Here is a 16,754-nt window from a genome sequence, read left to right on the forward strand (position 1 = left end):
TTACCTATATTCAGTGTAAAAGGTGACGTAACGTTACCTGCAAGCATTTTTTTGGAGGGGTTAAAAATGATTTATTTTTCTACTGGGCAAGCCGCTAAAAAATTAGGCCTCACGGTGCGTACGCTTCGTTACTACGATCAAATCGGCTTGCTTCATCCATCGTCAAAAGCCGAAAACGGAAAGCGATCCTACTCAGAAACAGACTTAATCACATTAGAAAAAATTACCCTTTTAAAAAACTTAGCCGTTCCTTTGCGAGATATTGAACTTATTCTTCATCAAGTGAGTATTGATGAACTTCTAGCGATTCACCAACAAAAACTTCAGCAAAAAGCTTCAGAAATTCAACGAGCTTTAGAACATACTCACACTCTTCGCAACAGTATAAAAATAGAAGGTGAATTAAACTGGAAGCAGCTCCTTCCCTTAGTTCACAATCAGTCTACTACTAAAAGCAGCTGGACTGATCTGCTTTCGCTTTCAATAGAAGAAAGTGAGATTCTGCAGCATAATTTGCCTAAAATGGAGAATGCGAGTGCCGATAAATGGATTAACATCATAAAACGAGTTCAGCTTTGCTTAAAGCACCAGCGTGCACCTCAATCTGAAGATGGACAACTAATTGCAGCTGATATACTGCTTTTATCCAGTGAACTGTTTGGTCATCATACGGCTTTAGAAAAAGCCTTTTGGGATGTTCGCAAATCTCCTGAGGCATCAAGTTCACTTAATCTCTACCCTATTGACAGCGAAGTCCTTCAATTTATTGAAGATGCGATTATTTTTTACGAACAACATATAAAGGAATGAAGGTATTGAAAAAAGAAAAGCTGTTTGCTAATTCTTCTTATAAAAAATTATTTATTTCAAGCACTGCGGCAAGCTTCGGAGATTTATTTGATATGTTTGCGGTGATGACGCTTTTTACATACGTGTGGCACGCAAATTCCCTATGGATTACGCTTATTCCTGTCGCGTACGCTTTGCCTAGCATCCTGCTAAGTCAAGCAGCAGGAAATTTAGCGGACCGCTACGATAAAGTACAGCTGATGTTTCTGTCTGAACTAGTCCGTCTTCTGTTCACATGTCTGTTATTTTTCACAGATGAACCGCTTTTGGCACTAGGGGTACTGACCCTGCGCTCTATGAGTTCTGTTATGAAAGTGCCCGCACAGCTGGCTTACGTTCGAGAAGTGGTCAAAGAAGACCAGCTGCTGCAGGCCTCTACCTTACAAAACATTATGTTTCAAATTGCCAAAGTTGTAGGGCCGTTTCTCGGAGCCGCCGCACTGACGTTCACAACGCCCAAAGCATGTATTTTAGCTAACGCCGCAGCTTGTATAATTTCTATTGGGGTGCTGTTTTCGCTTAAAAAGTCAGGTAACAAAACACAAAGGCAAGCTGCTCGTGCTCATCAGTCAAAAGAATCGCTTTCAAACGGCTGGAAAATCGTTTTTCAGCACTCAATCCTTTTACGCGTCGTTATTTTGTTTCACCTTTCGTATTTTGTAGTCATGCTTGTTGACGCTCAAATTAGCATCTTCCTTCGAGATGTGCTGCCTCACCATCCGGAAATGCTCGGCTGGCTGCTTTCTGGAATCGGGCTGGGAGCGCTAGCAACAGGAGTGTATCTTAATAGAAAAAAACAGGTTCACCATCCATTTAGACTTTTATCACTGGGACTGCTTCTATTTGGAGGGGCTTTATTTTTCATTAGCTGCTTTAATCCAGCCGTTATGTCACGCTATTTCATTTTGATTGCTGCACCTATTGGAGGGGCCGGAGTCGGGCTTAATTTACTGCTGTTTAACTATATCGTTCAAACGTACAGCGACAAGAAACACCTCGGAAAAGTGTACGGATTCATTAACACCTTAACGAGTGCCGTTTTACTTACTGCTCCTCTTCTTGGAGGCATGGTCGTAAAGCTTGCAGGTGCTCAGACGACTTTTTTAACGGCGGCAATCATCATCGTAAGCGTTGGATTCGTGAGTATGCTGATGCCGCTGCGTGATAAACGGGAAAGAAACGTTCAGATTGACGCATAAAAACAGCTTGAGGTTATACCTCAAGCTGTTTTTTATAGACTCCTGTTCATCAACCAGCGGCTACATAAATCAAAGCAGCTAATACGTTCGGTACTGCAATAGCTCCAAATCGTTTTGCATCTTCAACTCGGCTCACCTTGCGCGTCTTTTTGGCTGAAAAGAATGTGCCTGTATTTCCTAGCACGATACTGTCAATAAGGTATGCCAAAGCTAAAACCAGTGATACTGCTCCCATTGTGCCTGACACAAAATAGAGATAGCTCCACTTCCCTGTAAAAGCAGCAAGAGCAAGAACAATCCCGACCATCACGATACCTGCTATAAATCCTTTCTTAATCATTGCATCCCTCTCCCCTTCCTACTTCTTAATTTTTACCATATACTTCTTTTTTTGTATAACACCTTACATTTCATTCTACTACACTCACATTTTATGGTAAAATTAGTAAGAGAGGTGGTACATATGAAAAAACGTCAAGTAATCACGCTGCTTTTATTTATACTCGGAGCAGCCTCTATTTCTTTTGGGATGGCTTTAAAAAATATCTTTCCTTATTCCCCTGCAGCTGGCTGGATTCTAGGGACACTGCTTTTGCTAGGAAACTCATTTTATACGAGAAGATACTTACATAGAAGGTCAATTAAGAAGTAAATATCCGCCCCGAGCCGTATATACAAACCTTCATTCGGTTATGGTAAAATAGATAAGCAAAAACTGGATGTAAGGAGATTTTGAGTTTGAAAACAGGATTAATATCTGGCATTATATCTTTAATTATTGTGATTATCATTTCTATTACAGCAGGCAACTGGCAGTATATTTACTATATTTCAGGCCCTCTTGGCATATTACTTACGGCAATTGCACTCGTAACCTTACTGGACGCATTTCGTTTTGAAACGAGAGGACCTTACTTTACCCCTGTCCGGCAGCGAGAGGATACAGAATGGATGAAACGCTTTATTATTGCAGCTGTTCCTCATTTAGTTGCTTCATGTATTTGTATCTTATTTTTATAGAAACCAAAAAGCCAATGAATGATCTTCATTGGCTTTTCTTATTTATTATATTAAATACCGCGCGACATACCGTAATAATCAATACGGTAATCCACAGCTCCTTCTGCAAATACATTTACAGCTGATTTGGAATCTTTTTTCGGGAATACCCGGGAAGTGAAGACAATTTTGCCGCCGTTTATATAAATTTCGACGATGCTTTTGTCGACAAATACGCGAACATCGACTTCGTTTGACGCTGTCCATTTTTCAGAGCGAACCACACCGTATTCCGTTGCATATTGATGGTGGAATGAAGAGCGGTCGAGTCGCACTTCTTGCTTTTCTGTATCAAACACGAGGCGAAGCTCTTCTTCTTTACTATTAAACAGCTCTAAACCAAACTGTTTGGCCGCTATCTCGCGGAACGTCATATTGATTTCATATGCATTGTTTGTTGCTTCATCAATGATCACTTCTTCATTTTTTAGCGTTCCTCTAAAATGAACCGCTTGATCTCGAAGCTTATTTAACTCTTCTACAGGCTTTTGAACAAGTTCATTTCCTTCAAGCGCAAGCTCACGAGGAAGCGTTAAGGCATGGGCCCATCCGTATTCGTCTGACGGGTAGTCAACGTCCGGGTTTCCAATCCATGCAAACAGCAAGCGACGTCCGCTTTCATCTTGGAACGTTTGCGGTGCATAAAAGTCAAACCCTTTATCAATTTCACGGTAATACTCCATTTCAAACGTTAAACTTTCCACATCGAATGTTCCCACCGCGTAAATCACATTATAAATATTATGAAAATCGTGGCCATCCGCTTTGATTCCTTGCGGTGAAAAGACAAACACATCTTTTCCGTCCAGTTTAAAGTAATCCGGGCACTCCCACATATAGCCAAAGTCAGGAAGCGATGTTTTAACTTCGCCTTTAAATGACCACTGAAGCGCATCGCTTGATTCATACACAATTAATGCGCCCGTTTCGTTTTCACGCTGAGCGCCTAGCAGCATATAATATGTATCATTTTCTTTCCATACTTTCGGATCGCGCACATGTCCTGTATACCCATCAGGAACGCCTCGTACCGCTGGATTATGCGTGTATTTTTCCACACTTCCATCCCTGGTTAGCATCGCGATACATTGATTAGCTGAACGTGAGCCGTCTTCGTATTTTACATTCCCCGTATAAAACAGCAGCCCTTGACCATCTTTTTCAATCGCGCCGCCTGAGTATGCGCCGTGCGATTCATATTCTTCCGTTGGCGTTAACGCAACCGGAAGGCGTTCCCACGTTACTAAATCCGTAGATTTCACATGAGCCCAGTGCTTCATTCCATGCATCGCACCGTACGGATACCACTGATAAAACACGTGATATTCACCGTTTAATTGAATCAATCCGTTTGGATCATTCATCAGCCCGTACTGTGGATGAATATGATAAATCGGCTGCCAGCTGTCTTTGATTGCTTTCTCTTTTAATGCTTCTAACTCTCCAGATTTTGCTTCTAAAATTGTTCTGTACTTTGATTCAGCCATCTCTTCAATCCCTCCAGCATCTAAAAAAAAGAGAACGTATTCTCCTTGCACTCTATGATATAAAATTTCAAGTGAAAATGCTACCAAAGAACGAATGTTGTCGTTTTCTTGTGTCGGATTTTATAGATAAGTTTTTTTCTGTTTTTATAGCAGAAAAGAAGGTTTTTCTGTCAGGTGGTTGAATACTATATACAATCAAATTTCACCAGCCTGTACGAGCGTCCGACGGCACTTGCAGATTTTTTTAGCGAATCATTTGCGTTTTGCAGGAAGTATTCAACAAAATGGTAAACCCTTCATATTACATATTATAAAAGGAGGAAATGTCATGACAAAAGAAAACGTAAAAGAAACAGTAGGTAAAGAAACAAAAGGTGGAAGCAAAGAGTTATTAGTCGGCACGTTAGTAGGCAGCGTAGTGGGTGTAACAACAGCTTTACTAGTAGCGCCAAAGTCAGGAAAAGAGCTGCGTGCTTCTATTCAAGACGGAGCGAATCAAGCACTTGCTAAAACAGGTCAAGTGAAAGAAACGGTATATGCAAAAGGCCAAGACCTCAAACAGCGCACGGCTCGTCTTTCACAAAAAGTCTCCGAACAGTCTTCGCAAGTTGTCAACAAAGTGAAATCTCTGCGCACTGCTAAAGAACAGCCGCTTGCAGAAACGGCTGCAGCAGAAGAGCTTGAAACGACAGAAATCGTTCAAGATCCTGTTCTTGAAGCTGAAGCGGTGCAAGAAGAATTAAATACAATTACGCAAGAAGTAAGTGACTTAGAACAATCTGTCGATGAAACAAGACGTTAATAACAAGCTGTAGAGATATCTCTACAGCTTTTATGCATATTCGCTATCCTTCCTTCCACCCTTCAAAAAAATAGCCTCCGTACGGACACGGCTCTGATTCCGGCAGTTCTTCATAACGCTGTCCGCTGTAATACTTCGCCAGCACAATCTTAGGCTTAAAAGCTGCTACCCCTTCACTGTCTTCTTTTTCCGCTCCGCTTTCTCTCATCAAACAAAAAATATCCATTCCCGCAAACTCTCCGTACCCTTGATAGCACGACTCATAATAAACTTTACCAGGTGTTACCAAATAACACTCCCGCTGCCACGACGGCTGCTTACTGTAGACACTCGCAATACTTATTCCACTCACTGCACACTTCCAGCTGCAAATTCCAACCATACAACGCCTCCAACGACTTGATAGTCTATTCATCTACAACTTTTGATGAAATCAAACATCCTTTGAAATGTACAGAATTTTATCCTCGACCAAAAACCTATACTACCAGATATCCTGTCCCCTTGACTTCACCCCAAAAGGTTCACCTATGCGGAAGTTGGCAGCCCGCAAGGGAGGGCAACTTCCGCATAGGTCTAGCACTTTATACTTGGCTGCCCTTTAGCCAAGTATAAAGTGCTACATCGATAAAAATATAAAAAAGGTCTGATAAATCGACCATTTCTGGTGATTATCAGACCTCAAGTTTTTCTGCATTTGAGCGGCTTATTTGCTGTTCAAGCGATTTAGCCAGCTGTACGATTTCGTGATCTACATATTTTGTTTTGATTTCTTCGATTTCCATTAATGTTTTAGAAAAGCTTTCTGCGTTATTTCCCTGTCTGTGCTGCACATCTTTAAAGAAATCAAGCAGTGCCTCGTTAGACTGCGTTGGACGGCTAAAATCAATCGTGTACATTTTGTACCCCAGTGTTAAATTTGTTGTAGTTGTCATAATTATTTCCCCCATTCTTCCTATAGTGATATATTTTCTACTCTTTACCCTTTAATTCCTTCTTTTTAACCTAAATTAATTATTTTTTTCAAAAAAACTTCCCATTATAAGAAAAAACACCCTTATAACAAGGATGTTAGAGTATTCTTCCCTTCGGTACAATTCCAGATGCAAAGTCATCTTTGAACTTAAAGCTAGCAGAATTGTTTTCCGTTAGAAAATGTATTTCCCATTTAAAGACCGGATATTCGGGCTTGTACATTTCTACTTTCTGATCGGGATTTTCTTCTAATCTTGCAATTACTCGTTTGAACCCTTCATATGCAATCCACCAATCGCTTCCGGTTTCATCGGTAATAAAACAAATAGAACCGTCAATTAAATGAAGGTTTTGCTTGATATCATCAGCATTTGTAAAATACGCATTTCCAAACGTGTTCAGACAATGATCGCAATAACCTGCTTTGCCTCCGTCTTTATAAATCCAGTGCGCGATTGGCTCACTGCAGTCTTTACACGTATTCGTCACTTCTTGAAGAAATGTTTTTCCGCTCCACTGTTCTTTTTCATTTTCAAAAACGGTCCATACTAAATAGCTTTCCGTTTGTTCTGAAATAAAAAGGCGAAACGGCTCGTCTCGATGCCAAAAGTGAATATTTTGTTCATCTGATTCTTCAAAGTCAATGACAAAATTATCTCGTTCCAATATATGTCGAATAACATTGGTTAAAAAGGTAACATCCATATAAGGACCTCCCGTACTAGGCGTGACTTCTAGTAAAAATAGCATTTATGAGTTAAAACATATCACGCGTGCTGAAATAACGTCAACGATTACCTCTTGCTTTCTCCGAAAACTGGAAAAGAAATGGTCAAACGCGTTATAATGGTAGTCATGTTGAAACGGAAAGGAGATTTTATGAAGTTTACCGTTCAATCAACTGCACTTTTTCTTCTCTTTTTTATTTGTTTAAGCGGCTGTTCTGATAATGCCGAGCAGTCAAAAAAGCCGGCCGGCTATTTAGTTCAAGGGCGCATTTTAGAAGTGAAACAGGATGAAATTCTTATTGCAAACGTCATTCCGCGAGATACCGCGCTTGACTATACAACAAAAGAAATACTTGGTTCTAGCGATGTACAGCCTATTTATGTAAAAATTCCGGATAATCAAACATACAAAAAAGGACAGCTCGTTAAAGCTTGGCTTAAAAAAGACAAAAGCGTTCAGTATTCCGTTCCGGCAAAAGGCGAAGCTGTTGAAGTCCACATTTTAAAACAGCCGTAGAAAAGCTCCTGTTACGGGAGCTTTCTTCGTGTCAGCTGACGTCCGGTCCGATTCATTTTATGCTGTTCAAAATCCCATTTTTCTAAAAAGCGCTTTGCTGATATATAACCAGATTCATATAAAAATTCGATTTCTTCTTCCTTTAAGGCAAAATCCGTTGCCGTAATCACACCGGTTGGAATTTGCACCGTTCGTTCTTTTGTCTCCGCGTTCAAATACCGCAAATCGTGAGCTTGCAGCATCGTTGTAAACATACTTTTAAATAAATGGACCGGCGTCGGAATAACAGCGGCTGTATCAATTTCTTCTTTTACAAATCGAAAACCAAACGTCGGGAAACGCGGATGCTCCGTATCAAACAGCCAAATCGGAAAATTGCTTAAAAGCGCTCCATCGACAATGTATGACCTCTTGAACCCTTTGGATTTCCAGATGACGGGACGAAAGAAAAAAGGAATGGACGCACTCATCATCACGGCTTGTGAAATCTTCATATCGCTTGGCTGCATTCCGTAGCGAGGCAAGTCGTCAGGCAGCACAAGCATCTGTCCGTTCGAAATGTCTGAGGCAATAATTTTCAGCTTATCTGCCGGCAAATCCGCAAACGTTTCAATTCCTTTTTCACGTAGCAAACCGTACACCCATTTTTCCAAATAATCATTTTTATAAAAACCTAAATGAATCATTAATTCAATTAAGTTCCCAATCAGAGGAATTCGGTTAATGATCGTTTTCCCGCGAAACTTGGCATAGTCCATGTTTTGAAGCTCCTTGCGAATTTCACCACTTTTATAGCCGCTCGCCAAAAGAGCCGCAATTAACGAGCCTGCTGACGTACCTGCTAGACGCTGCCATTCTACGTTGCTTTCTTCCATCGCTTCAATCGCACCCGTGAATGCAATTCCTCGAACGCCTCCCCCTTCAAATACAGCATCTGCTTTCACATCTTTCCCCTCCCCTGCAACTTTCTAGTTTTTATATACCCTTTTTTATATTCAGGTTTTCGCTACTCCATACCTTTTATTTTCCCAACAAAAAAAGACTGTTTCATTTATCGAAACAGTCTTTTCTTTACAGTCGCTTTATTACCATTCGATAGTAATTCATTGTCAGCCAGTAGAAAAGAAAATAAATAATCCCGTATACTGCATCCGCTATTAAAACAGGAACTATCAGACTTTCACCGATTAAGTTTGTAATGACCTTCAGCGCAAATAGACTGTGCAAGATGGCAATTACTAAAGGCAAACCAAACGTAAACAGCTGCTGCTTTCGCACGGCGCTCATCATTTGAGACACTGAAAACCCAAGCTTACGCAGTACTTCAAATCTTTTGCGCTCTTGTTCAGCTTCTGAGATTTGCTTAAAATAAATAATACTGCCCGTTGCCATCAAAAAGACGAGCCCTAAAAATCCTCCAATAAAAATAAACAATCCTTTACTCATTAAGCCTGCCTGAAACACATCATAGTATGAAGTACGGCTTTCTCCAGCCACTTTTGCGATTTGATGATAGTTCTTAGTAAGTTCATTTTGTTTGTTTTCATCATCCGTATTAAACACGTACACCGCTTGCTTTTGTCCAGCCTTTGAAAGTTTGATAAACGTGTCGTGATTGACTACAAACTGATAGCCGGCACTTTCAGAGTCAAGAATAAGTGAAGGTTCTGATTTAACGACTTTTAAAGCAAGCTGTTCTGATTTGTTCAGCTGCACAACTGCCGTTTTACCTGTACTAGGCTTAAACACTTTTCCTTTTGCCATCGAATCAAAAACAACGGTTTCGTTTGCACTTAACGAAGGAACCGAAACGCCGTTTTTCCGCACTTCTTCTTCATCTAAAAAACTGATTCGCTCACCATCTCCGTAATAACCAGATGTAATAAATCGAAAATCCGATAAATCAGCAGAGTGCTTCACGATATGATAGACATACTGATTTGATTGGATATCTAGCGCATCCAGTACATCCATAAATTCTTGCGCTGCTTTTTTGCTGTGCAGCGTATAGTCATAAGGCTGCATGCTTCTGGCGTCGGCTTTTGTGTTATAGTACGAGGAATACGTCACACCAACTGCTACAAGTGTAGTAGCCGACAAGATCGTAATTAGGGTTAACACTCGTGCATTTGCTTTAATTCGATACATCATAGTAGAAACACTTAGCATATTTGCAAACGAATAATATCCGCTTGCATGCTCTCGGTAAAGTCCCATCAGCCACTCAATTGTGGCTTTAAAAAGTAAAAATGTACCGAAAATGACCGAGAACAGTACAACGGCTACAATTAGAAAAAACTTAGGCGTCACAATGTTTCCTGATGAAAGGTAGTACCCGTAGCCAACGAGTAAGATACCAAGTCCTCCCACTACAATTGATCGCTTTGAATTCATTTTATTTACGCGTTCACTTTTGCTTTCTGCTTGAAACAGATCTAATAGCGTATAGCGGTACATAATAAAATAGCCTTGAAACGATATAAAAATGGTAACAATTAAAAACACTACGGCTGTTTGTAAAACCGCTTGAAGAGAAAATGTGAGCGTAATAGAAAGCGACAGTCCCATAAGCTTTAGTAAAAACAGCACAAACAGCCTTGAAAACACGGTACCTAGTAAAATACCGACCACCAGAGAAGAAATCCCCAGCAGCATATTCTCATAGAAAATCATTTTTCCAATCGTACGTTTTTCAATGCCGACTAAATGATACAGCCCGAGCTCTCTCTTACGCTGCCTGATAAAAAATGAGTTTGTGTACCAAATAAAGACAACAATAAAGGTAAGCAGAACGTAGTTTGAAGCATTAAAAATGCCCTGCAGCCTCAGCTCTTCTCCAATAACCTTTGAAATCGATTGGTCGTACTGAAGTGTAGCAAACACATAGTACACAATAATGCTAAAAATCATTGAAAAGAAATAAAGGCTGTACCGGCTAATATTTTTGCGCATATTCTTTTTAACAAGATCAAATACGGTCATAGCCTTCACCGCCTAATGCGCCTTGAATGTTCATAATTCGTTTAAAAAATGCTTGTCTCGTTTGTTCGCCTTTAAACAGCTCCGTATAAATTTGTCCGTCTTTAATAAACAGCACGCGGCTGCAGTAGCTTGAAGCCAGCGGATCATGCGTCACCATAATAATCGTGGCACGGTCTTCTTGATTTAGTTGCGACAGCTTTTCAAGCAGGCTTGAAGCAGCTTTGGAATCAAGAGCTCCGGTAGGTTCATCGGCGAAAATAACGGCTGGATTCGTAATCATTGCTCTCGCTGCTGCAACGCGCTGTTTTTGTCCGCCAGAAATCTCATACGGGTACTTATCCGCCAGCTCATAGATGCCTAGTCGCATTGCGGTGTCTTTAAGCTTCGCTTCCATCTCTTTCTTAGACATTTTTGTAACCGTAAGCGGCAGAAGAATATTTTCTTTTACCGTTAACGTATCCAATAAATTATAATCTTGAAAAATAAACCCTAAATGATTGCGTCTGAAAGCAGACAGCTTCTTATCTTTCATGAGCGCCACGTTTTCCCCTTGAATCCATACCTCGCCATCGGTTGGACGGTCAATCGTTGAAAGAATGTTCATCAGCGTCGTTTTTCCCGCTCCAGATGGTCCCATAATACCGACAAACTCTCCTTCTTCGATTGTAAAATCAATTCCTTTTAGCGCTTCGTATACATTTCCTCTTGATCCAAACGTTTTGGTTACATTTTTTCCTTCAAGAACAATGCTCACTTTTCCTCCTCCTTTCGTTCTTTTGTAGGCCAAACGCTTTTCACTCGCTGCGGCAGCTCATTTTTTGTTATAATGTCATATTTCCGAACTTCATTACCTCGAACGAAAAGGTCAATAACCGTTCCTTCTTTTAACTGTTTAATCGTTGTAAATGTTTGAAACGTTGTTTGTCCTTTTTCGTTTATCACTGAAATTGTATATTGAACTCGTCCATACTCAGCCACTTTTTTTGCTTCTTTTGGGATAATCCCGTATTGATGCTCCGTTGCGGCTTTTTGATAAATCTTTATTCCTCCTATACCTGCTCCTACAACAAAAAGCAGAGCTAAGAGGCTAATCCACTTTCGCTTCATGTACGTTCCCTCCTTGTGTATAGCTCTATCTTACTTTGAAACAAGGAAAGATTCGTTTGAAGCAGATGTCAATCTCAGCGTGCAATCTTACATTTTTGAAAGGTTATCAAAAGAATTCGGTTTGTAGAAGGTCAGAATCACCGTGGTTCCTTCGTGTAAAAATGAATTCACCTCTATTTGATGGCCAAGAGCATCTGTAATTTTTTTTGAAAAATACAGTCCTAGCCCCGTAGCTCCCTTCGTTTTTCTTCCCGCATTTCCTGTGAATCCTTTTTCAAAAACCCGGGGAAGATCTTGAGTTGGAATCCCTTTCCCTTGATCAGCGATAAATAACTTTACGTACTTTGGCGTTTCTTCACTAAAAAAAGAAAGCTTTCCTTCTAGAGGGCTATATTTAATGGAGTTAGACAGCACTTGCCTCACAACAAACTGCATCCACTTTGGGTCAGTGTGCACCAGTATGTCTAGATTTTTTTCATCAATATGCAGTTTCTTTTCAATACACCATTTTGAGAAGTACGCAACGTTTGGAAAAACAAGTTCACTTAGCGACACTGCCTGCACCTGATAATCTTTTTCTAAGTACTGCAGGCGTGCAGAATATAAATTCTGATCTACTAATCCGTCAATTTTCATCCACTCATCTTCAATATCCTTTAGCCAAGGCCATTTATAAAGCTCTGTACGATGAGCATTAATAAGCAGCTTCATCGCAGTAAGCGGCGTCTTGATCTCATGAACCCAAGTCGTTACATATTCCTGCTGCTCTCGCTGCTGTACGTGAAGAGCATGAGTTTGTCTGCGATACACACGATCTATATGCTGTAGCAGACTCAGCATATCTTCATCTGCTTTCGTTCTAACGTATGAATGCATTTCTTGTAAATCGTACGCATCATGCCGCAGCATTAAGCTTAACTTTTTTAGAAATCTTCTTTCTTTTATTCCTCTCCATAAAAGAAACAGAATCAGTAGACACAGCGTTAAAAGATTCAAATACCAAAACGAAGTGGACGATATCTTAATATCATACTCAAGCAGCAGCAGAGCATCGATTACACTCAGCCATATAAGAACAAATAAAATCCAGCTTAGCCTTTCTCTTAAAAAACTTTTCCACATCTTAATTCACCAAATATCCTTGGCCTTTTTTGGTCACAATTTTATCATTCAGCCCGATGTCTTCCAGCTTGGTGCGAATGCGTGTGATGTTGACAGAAAGCGTATTGTCACTTACAAATTTCTCATCTTCCCATAACCTTCGCATAAGCTCTTCTCGCGATACAATCTTTCCTCGTTCTTCCAAAAGAAGCCGTAAAATAAAAAATTCATTTTTCGTTAAATGAATTTCTTGATCGTTGTAATGCAAACTTCCTTTTTTTAAGTCTAGCACCGCGCCGTTCCAATCGATAACGTCTGAAATCGTGTCTCCATATGAATACGTTCTGCGCAGAAGCGCCTGCACTTTAGCAACAAGAACATCCAAGTTAAACGGCTTTTGAATATAGTCATCTGCCCCAACATTCATTGCCATAACAATATCCATTGGATGTTCACGAGAGGAAAGAAAGACGATAGGAGTTTTTGAAACTGTACGTATTTGCTGACACCAGTAAAACCCGTCATATACAGGCAAATTCACGTCTAAAATAACAAGCTCTGGGCTTTCTGCAATAAATACTTCCATTACCTTTTGAAAGTCTTCTACTCCAGCCACTTCAAATGACCACTGTTCAAATTTCTCTTTTACTAATTCATATATTTTATCATCGTCTTCTACAATTAAAATTTTCATACATTCACCTCTGTATTGTCCTATATATTATGTATAACCCACTGTTGAATACTCTCTTAAAAGCTCACCTAATTCATTAGCATGACAGCAATTTTCTTAAAAATAAACCATTTATTTCTGTAAAACGAAGAGTGAACGAGTATTATCGTAGTGTAAACTTGTATATGTTACAAGTTTCTCTGTTCAAATACTACAAAATAATGACAATATCGTTAATAAGTAATCTTTAAACTCCATTAAATGCTCATTTTTTGTTACTATAGTATATAAGATGAAAACTTAAACTAATTTGACATGTGGATATGTAAAAAGGAGCTAGTTATCAATGAGTGTACCCAACAAATTACGCGACAACGCAATGGTGATGTTAAAAGAGACAAGCCGAACATTTTTTATTCCAATTAGCCACTTGCCAGCAGAATTGCAGGATGCAGTAGGATCTGCTTACTTATGTATGAGGGCAATTGATGAAATTGAAGATCACCCTGAGCTAGAAGCCGGTGTAAAAAGCCGCTTGCTTTACGCCATTAGTGACCTGTTAAAAAAGTCTTTTAACGAAGACGAGTACATGGCATTAGTAGGTCCTTATCAAGCTGATTTACCTGACGTAACGCTTCAGCTCGGCAACTGGATTGCGCTTTGTCCGACTGGAGTTGCAGATCAAGTATTAGATGCAACTTCTATTATGGCCAAAGGAATGGCCGATTGGGTAGAAAAAGACTGGCATATTGAAAATGAAGCGGATTTAGATGACTATACGTTCTACGTAGCTGGTCTAGTAGGTGTGATGCTTAATGACATTTGGAAATGGTATGACGGCACGGAAACAGACAAAGAATTAGCCATTGCGTTTGGACGCGGCTTGCAGTCTGTTAATATCCTGCGTAATACCTCGGAAGATTCAGAGCGCGGAGTCAGCTTCTTTCCTAACAATTGGAGCAGAGAAGATATGTTTGCCTACGCTCGCCGCAATCTTTCACTAGGAAAGAAATATTTAGAAGATGTCAAATCGCTTCCGATCCTTCATTTCTGTAAAATTCCGTTAGCGCTTGCTGATGGAACATTAAACGCCTTGATGAAAGGAAAAGAAAAAATGACGCGTGACGATGTAAATAAAACGGTAAATGAAGTTGTGGATATGTAAAAACAAAAACACGGAGCCCCTGGGTTCCGTGTTTTTTATATTTCTACCTGAAGACTTTCATATAAAGCGACGAGTTCTCCTTGAATAATAGGGTAGTGTTTCAGGGTCGGAACACTTGAAAGCTTTGGCGCTCGTTTTTGCTCAGCTGCTGCAGCTAGCTGAGCAAATGTTTCTTGAAGCTCTCGTTTTTCCGTTTCTGAAAGCTCATATCCTTCAAATGACGCAAGAAGCATATAACCTAACTGCTGTGTAGCGACAACTGCAGGCCACAACCCTTCTAGCTTGACGGCCGTTTTAGAATATTCTCCAATCACATTATCGTACAGCGCCCGAAGATTAACGAGTTCTCCTTGAAGCTTATTTCTTTCTCGTTTAATTCTTTCTTCATCTTGTTCGGTGCTTAGCATTTCTAAAAACTGTCCTTCTTTTCGTATCACATCTCCAAGCAAATATGGCAAACGAAGTGAAGAAGCTCGTTTGAAAATTAATACCGTGCCGACCACTCCAATAATAGAACCAATGACAATATCAATCACTCGAGCAGACGTAAAGTAGCTAATCGCTTTATCAGGATGACCGCTTTCAGCAATTAAAAGAGCATTCGGTGTGATAAAGAGCGTGCCGAGCGCGTAGTTTTTGACAATTACAATTTCAATCGTCGACTGAAGCACAAAGACAATGAGCGCAATGACGATTCCCGTTGGTTCAAGCATTAGAATCCCGGTTCCAATTAAAATACCTAAAATGGTTCCGACAGAGCGCTGAATACCTCGCTGAACCGTTGCACGAACGGTTGCTCCAAGCATCACTCCTGCGCACGTAAGCGGAATCCAGTAAGACCTTGGAATATTTGTCGTGTAGGCAACCGCTGCGGCAACAATCATAATAATTCCGTAGCGCAAAGCGTTTTTAAGCACATACGAACGTTTGTGAAAAGCAGCTTTTAACCGTGTTTTTACGCTGCCTTGTGAAAACTGAATATACTCCGTTTCTTTTAATTCTTTCATTTGAAGAACGTCATTTACATCCAATAGCAATGTACGCAGCTCTTCTTTGATGGACAGCTCTTCAATTTCTTCTCGAACGTCTCGAATTTTTTTATGTTTTTTTAACGTGGCCATTTCGGATGCGAACGTTTCAATCACTGCCTGTGCTTTTTTAGAAACAGCTGGATTAAAATCGTTCGCAGCGGCCATCACAAAGATAAACAGCCCTTCGGCTTTTTGATTTAATAAAAACAGACGATGCGCAAACGATGATTTTTTTCGATTAATTTTCGCTTGTTTCATCGCTGTTTCCGCTGCCCGAAGCTCGACAACCGTTTTATGCTGCTCGGCGTGAAACGATTCCGTACCAAGAGACCCGACAAACGAAGCTAGCTGCCTGTACGCTTTCGCCACAGCGGCAGTTTCAGGTCCGCGCGGGTTAATAAGCCAGCCGCTCATGCTAATACACCAAGATAGTGTCCCTCCTAAAAAAACGAGTCCTGCGTGCAAAAAAACAGCCTGCATATTTGGCGCTGGAATGCTCGTACTCACAGCAAATGAAAGGACAAAAAACATGGCAGAAGGTCCTGGAATTTTTAAGGCTCCGAAAACATAAACCGATACAGCTCCAATAACACCAAATAAAATAGTTTTCATCCAAGCTACGTCAGCAAATAATGAGCCGAGTGTAAAACAGAGCGTAACGCCAAGCAAAGCTAAAAATAACTTAACGGCACGCTGCGCGTAAGGCTCATCTTTTGTATATAGATATGTAAAGCCGCCAATGCTTGCAATGAGTCCGTACTGCAAATGATCAAACAAAATTCCTATCAAAATCGGCAGGCTTGAAGACAAGCCTGAGCTGATTCCTCTTACCCACGGAGAAGAAGCGTGGTTAAAGCGAAAAGCAGCTTTGATTCCCGGCGCTTTTGGAGAAGCCTCAATTTTATGATGAATTTCCGTATGATTATATGTTGGTGACTTTTTGTCATCACTCACCTTGACCTCCTCCTTTCTCTCCATATATCTTTCCTGTTCTTAAAGCGTGATAAACCTAAAAAACGGCTGTTCCTATCCGTATTGTGTTTAGGAACAGCCGTTTTTATCCTTATAAGCAGCCTATA

The 16,754-nt window shown here is 40.3% G+C and carries 19 protein-coding genes; 7 read left to right on the forward strand and 12 right to left on the reverse strand.

Features of this window, described 5'->3' with window-relative positions; translation table 11 throughout:
• The first annotated feature begins 66 nt into the window (after positions 1 to 66).
• Together ACFX4N_RS13845 and ACFX4N_RS13850 are read left to right on the forward strand one after the other, a co-directional pair.
• On the forward strand, positions 67 to 810 hold the full coding sequence (locus ACFX4N_RS13845; protein ID WP_057273836.1) for a MerR family transcriptional regulator: 744 nt from the start codon (positions 67 to 69) through the stop codon (positions 808 to 810).
• The gene (locus tag ACFX4N_RS13850; protein ID WP_235567336.1) at positions 807 to 2,048 is read left to right on the forward strand and encodes an MFS transporter; all 1,242 of its coding nucleotides are present in this window, start codon (positions 807 to 809) and stop codon (positions 2,046 to 2,048) included. Before ACFX4N_RS13845 ends, ACFX4N_RS13850 begins: the two co-directional genes overlap by 4 nt.
• A gap of 49 nt (positions 2,049 to 2,097) precedes the next feature.
• Here ACFX4N_RS13850 and ACFX4N_RS13855 read toward each other — a convergent pair whose 3' ends face one another.
• Positions 2,098 to 2,388, reverse strand: a complete 291-nt coding sequence (locus tag ACFX4N_RS13855) for a hypothetical protein (RefSeq protein ID WP_013058544.1) — start codon at positions 2,386 to 2,388, stop codon at positions 2,098 to 2,100.
• A gap of 123 nt (positions 2,389 to 2,511) precedes the next feature.
• Here ACFX4N_RS13855 and ACFX4N_RS13860 point away from each other — a divergent pair, with 123 nt between their 5' ends.
• A complete protein-coding gene (locus ACFX4N_RS13860; RefSeq protein WP_057273838.1) occupies positions 2,512 to 2,700 on the forward strand; it encodes a hypothetical protein in 189 nt (62 codons plus the stop codon).
• An 86-nt stretch (positions 2,701 to 2,786) separates the two neighbouring features.
• Positions 2,787 to 3,068, forward strand: a complete 282-nt coding sequence (locus ACFX4N_RS13865; protein ID WP_013058546.1) for a hypothetical protein — start codon at positions 2,787 to 2,789, stop codon at positions 3,066 to 3,068.
• Between the two features lie 50 nt (positions 3,069 to 3,118).
• Here the strand turns inward: ACFX4N_RS13865 and ACFX4N_RS13870 are convergent, their stop codons facing one another.
• A complete protein-coding gene (locus ACFX4N_RS13870) occupies positions 3,119 to 4,594 on the reverse strand; it encodes a glycoside hydrolase family 32 protein (RefSeq protein ID WP_057273839.1) in 1,476 nt (491 codons plus the stop codon).
• A gap of 328 nt (positions 4,595 to 4,922) precedes the next feature.
• On the opposite strand from ACFX4N_RS13870, the gene ACFX4N_RS13875 reads away from it, so the two are divergent.
• A complete protein-coding gene (locus tag ACFX4N_RS13875; RefSeq protein ID WP_013058548.1) occupies positions 4,923 to 5,396 on the forward strand; it encodes a YtxH domain-containing protein in 474 nt (157 codons plus the stop codon).
• A 43-nt stretch (positions 5,397 to 5,439) separates the two neighbouring features.
• Here ACFX4N_RS13875 and ACFX4N_RS13880 read toward each other — a convergent pair whose 3' ends face one another.
• The 3 genes from ACFX4N_RS13880 to ACFX4N_RS13890 form a co-directional block, all read right to left on the reverse strand.
• Positions 5,440 to 5,778 carry a hypothetical protein gene (locus tag ACFX4N_RS13880; protein ID WP_013058549.1) on the reverse strand — a complete coding sequence of 113 codons (339 nt, stop codon included), beginning with the start codon at positions 5,776 to 5,778 and terminating at the stop codon, positions 5,440 to 5,442.
• A gap of 292 nt (positions 5,779 to 6,070) precedes the next feature.
• Positions 6,071 to 6,331, reverse strand: coding sequence for a hypothetical protein (locus tag ACFX4N_RS13885; RefSeq protein WP_013058550.1), 261 nt, complete (start codon positions 6,329 to 6,331; stop codon positions 6,071 to 6,073).
• Positions 6,332 to 6,467: 136 nt separating this feature from the next.
• On the reverse strand, positions 6,468 to 7,076 hold the full coding sequence (locus ACFX4N_RS13890; RefSeq protein WP_055990595.1) for a hypothetical protein: 609 nt from the start codon (positions 7,074 to 7,076) through the stop codon (positions 6,468 to 6,470).
• Between the two features lie 174 nt (positions 7,077 to 7,250).
• Between ACFX4N_RS13890 and ACFX4N_RS13895 the strand changes: the two genes are divergently transcribed.
• Entirely contained in the window at positions 7,251 to 7,616 is a 366-nt protein-coding gene (locus ACFX4N_RS13895; protein WP_013058552.1) for a DUF3221 domain-containing protein, read from the forward strand.
• Positions 7,617 to 7,627: 11 nt separating this feature from the next.
• Here ACFX4N_RS13895 and ACFX4N_RS13900 read toward each other — a convergent pair whose 3' ends face one another.
• From ACFX4N_RS13900 to ACFX4N_RS13925, 6 genes are all read right to left on the reverse strand, one after another.
• Entirely contained in the window at positions 7,628 to 8,560 is a 933-nt protein-coding gene (locus ACFX4N_RS13900; RefSeq protein WP_013058553.1) for a patatin-like phospholipase family protein, read from the reverse strand.
• A gap of 127 nt (positions 8,561 to 8,687) precedes the next feature.
• Positions 8,688 to 10,598, reverse strand: a complete 1,911-nt coding sequence (locus tag ACFX4N_RS13905) for an ABC transporter permease (RefSeq protein ID WP_057273840.1) — start codon at positions 10,596 to 10,598, stop codon at positions 8,688 to 8,690.
• Entirely contained in the window at positions 10,585 to 11,352 is a 768-nt protein-coding gene (locus tag ACFX4N_RS13910; RefSeq protein ID WP_013058555.1) for an ABC transporter ATP-binding protein, read from the reverse strand. Before ACFX4N_RS13910 ends, ACFX4N_RS13905 begins: the two co-directional genes overlap by 14 nt.
• A complete protein-coding gene (locus ACFX4N_RS13915; RefSeq protein WP_057273841.1) occupies positions 11,349 to 11,705 on the reverse strand; it encodes a DUF1093 domain-containing protein in 357 nt (118 codons plus the stop codon). The genes ACFX4N_RS13910 and ACFX4N_RS13915 overlap by 4 nt, the downstream gene beginning before the upstream one ends.
• 87 nt (positions 11,706 to 11,792) lie before the next feature.
• The gene (locus ACFX4N_RS13920; protein ID WP_057273842.1) at positions 11,793 to 12,827 is read right to left on the reverse strand and encodes a sensor histidine kinase; all 1,035 of its coding nucleotides are present in this window, start codon (positions 12,825 to 12,827) and stop codon (positions 11,793 to 11,795) included.
• 1 nt (position 12,828) lies between these two features.
• Positions 12,829 to 13,500, reverse strand: a complete 672-nt coding sequence (locus ACFX4N_RS13925; protein WP_013058558.1) for a response regulator transcription factor — start codon at positions 13,498 to 13,500, stop codon at positions 12,829 to 12,831.
• 325 nt (positions 13,501 to 13,825) lie between these two features.
• Here ACFX4N_RS13925 and ACFX4N_RS13930 point away from each other — a divergent pair, with 325 nt between their 5' ends.
• A complete protein-coding gene (locus tag ACFX4N_RS13930; protein WP_029323747.1) occupies positions 13,826 to 14,644 on the forward strand; it encodes a squalene/phytoene synthase family protein in 819 nt (272 codons plus the stop codon).
• A 35-nt stretch (positions 14,645 to 14,679) separates the two neighbouring features.
• Here the strand turns inward: ACFX4N_RS13930 and ACFX4N_RS13935 are convergent, their stop codons facing one another.
• Positions 14,680 to 16,629 carry an FUSC family protein gene (locus ACFX4N_RS13935; protein WP_057273843.1) on the reverse strand — a complete coding sequence of 650 codons (1,950 nt, stop codon included), beginning with the start codon at positions 16,627 to 16,629 and terminating at the stop codon, positions 14,680 to 14,682.
• Between the last annotated feature and the right edge of the window lie 125 nt (positions 16,630 to 16,754).

The organism is Priestia sp. YIM B13551 (genome assembly GCF_042787905.1).
Classification (GTDB): domain Bacteria; phylum Bacillota; class Bacilli; order Bacillales; family Bacillaceae_H; genus Priestia.

What these genes read in the sequence shown, in the direction of transcription:
- ACFX4N_RS13845 (WP_057273836.1), top strand. Translation starts at nt 67, where the DNA reads ATGATTTATTTTTCTACTGGGCAAGCCGCTAAAAAATTAGGCCTCACG.
- ACFX4N_RS13850 (WP_235567336.1), top strand. Translation starts at nt 807, where the DNA reads ATGAAGGTATTGAAAAAAGAAAAGCTGTTTGCTAATTCTTCTTATAAA.
- ACFX4N_RS13855 (WP_013058544.1), bottom strand. Translation starts at nt 2,388, where the DNA reads ATGATTAAGAAAGGATTTATAGCAGGTATCGTGATGGTCGGGATTGTT.
- ACFX4N_RS13860 (WP_057273838.1), top strand. Translation starts at nt 2,512, where the DNA reads ATGAAAAAACGTCAAGTAATCACGCTGCTTTTATTTATACTCGGAGCA.
- ACFX4N_RS13870 (WP_057273839.1), bottom strand. Translation starts at nt 4,594, where the DNA reads ATGGCTGAATCAAAGTACAGAACAATTTTAGAAGCAAAATCTGGAGAG.
- ACFX4N_RS13875 (WP_013058548.1), top strand. Translation starts at nt 4,923, where the DNA reads ATGACAAAAGAAAACGTAAAAGAAACAGTAGGTAAAGAAACAAAAGGT.
- ACFX4N_RS13880 (WP_013058549.1), bottom strand. Translation starts at nt 5,778, where the DNA reads ATGGTTGGAATTTGCAGCTGGAAGTGTGCAGTGAGTGGAATAAGTATT.
- ACFX4N_RS13885 (WP_013058550.1), bottom strand. Translation starts at nt 6,331, where the DNA reads ATGACAACTACAACAAATTTAACACTGGGGTACAAAATGTACACGATT.
- ACFX4N_RS13890 (WP_055990595.1), bottom strand. Translation starts at nt 7,076, where the DNA reads ATGGATGTTACCTTTTTAACCAATGTTATTCGACATATATTGGAACGA.
- ACFX4N_RS13895 (WP_013058552.1), top strand. Translation starts at nt 7,251, where the DNA reads ATGAAGTTTACCGTTCAATCAACTGCACTTTTTCTTCTCTTTTTTATT.
- ACFX4N_RS13905 (WP_057273840.1), bottom strand. Translation starts at nt 10,598, where the DNA reads ATGACCGTATTTGATCTTGTTAAAAAGAATATGCGCAAAAATATTAGC.
- ACFX4N_RS13915 (WP_057273841.1), bottom strand. Translation starts at nt 11,705, where the DNA reads ATGAAGCGAAAGTGGATTAGCCTCTTAGCTCTGCTTTTTGTTGTAGGA.
- ACFX4N_RS13920 (WP_057273842.1), bottom strand. Translation starts at nt 12,827, where the DNA reads ATGTGGAAAAGTTTTTTAAGAGAAAGGCTAAGCTGGATTTTATTTGTT.
- ACFX4N_RS13925 (WP_013058558.1), bottom strand. Translation starts at nt 13,500, where the DNA reads ATGAAAATTTTAATTGTAGAAGACGATGATAAAATATATGAATTAGTA.
- ACFX4N_RS13930 (WP_029323747.1), top strand. Translation starts at nt 13,826, where the DNA reads ATGAGTGTACCCAACAAATTACGCGACAACGCAATGGTGATGTTAAAA.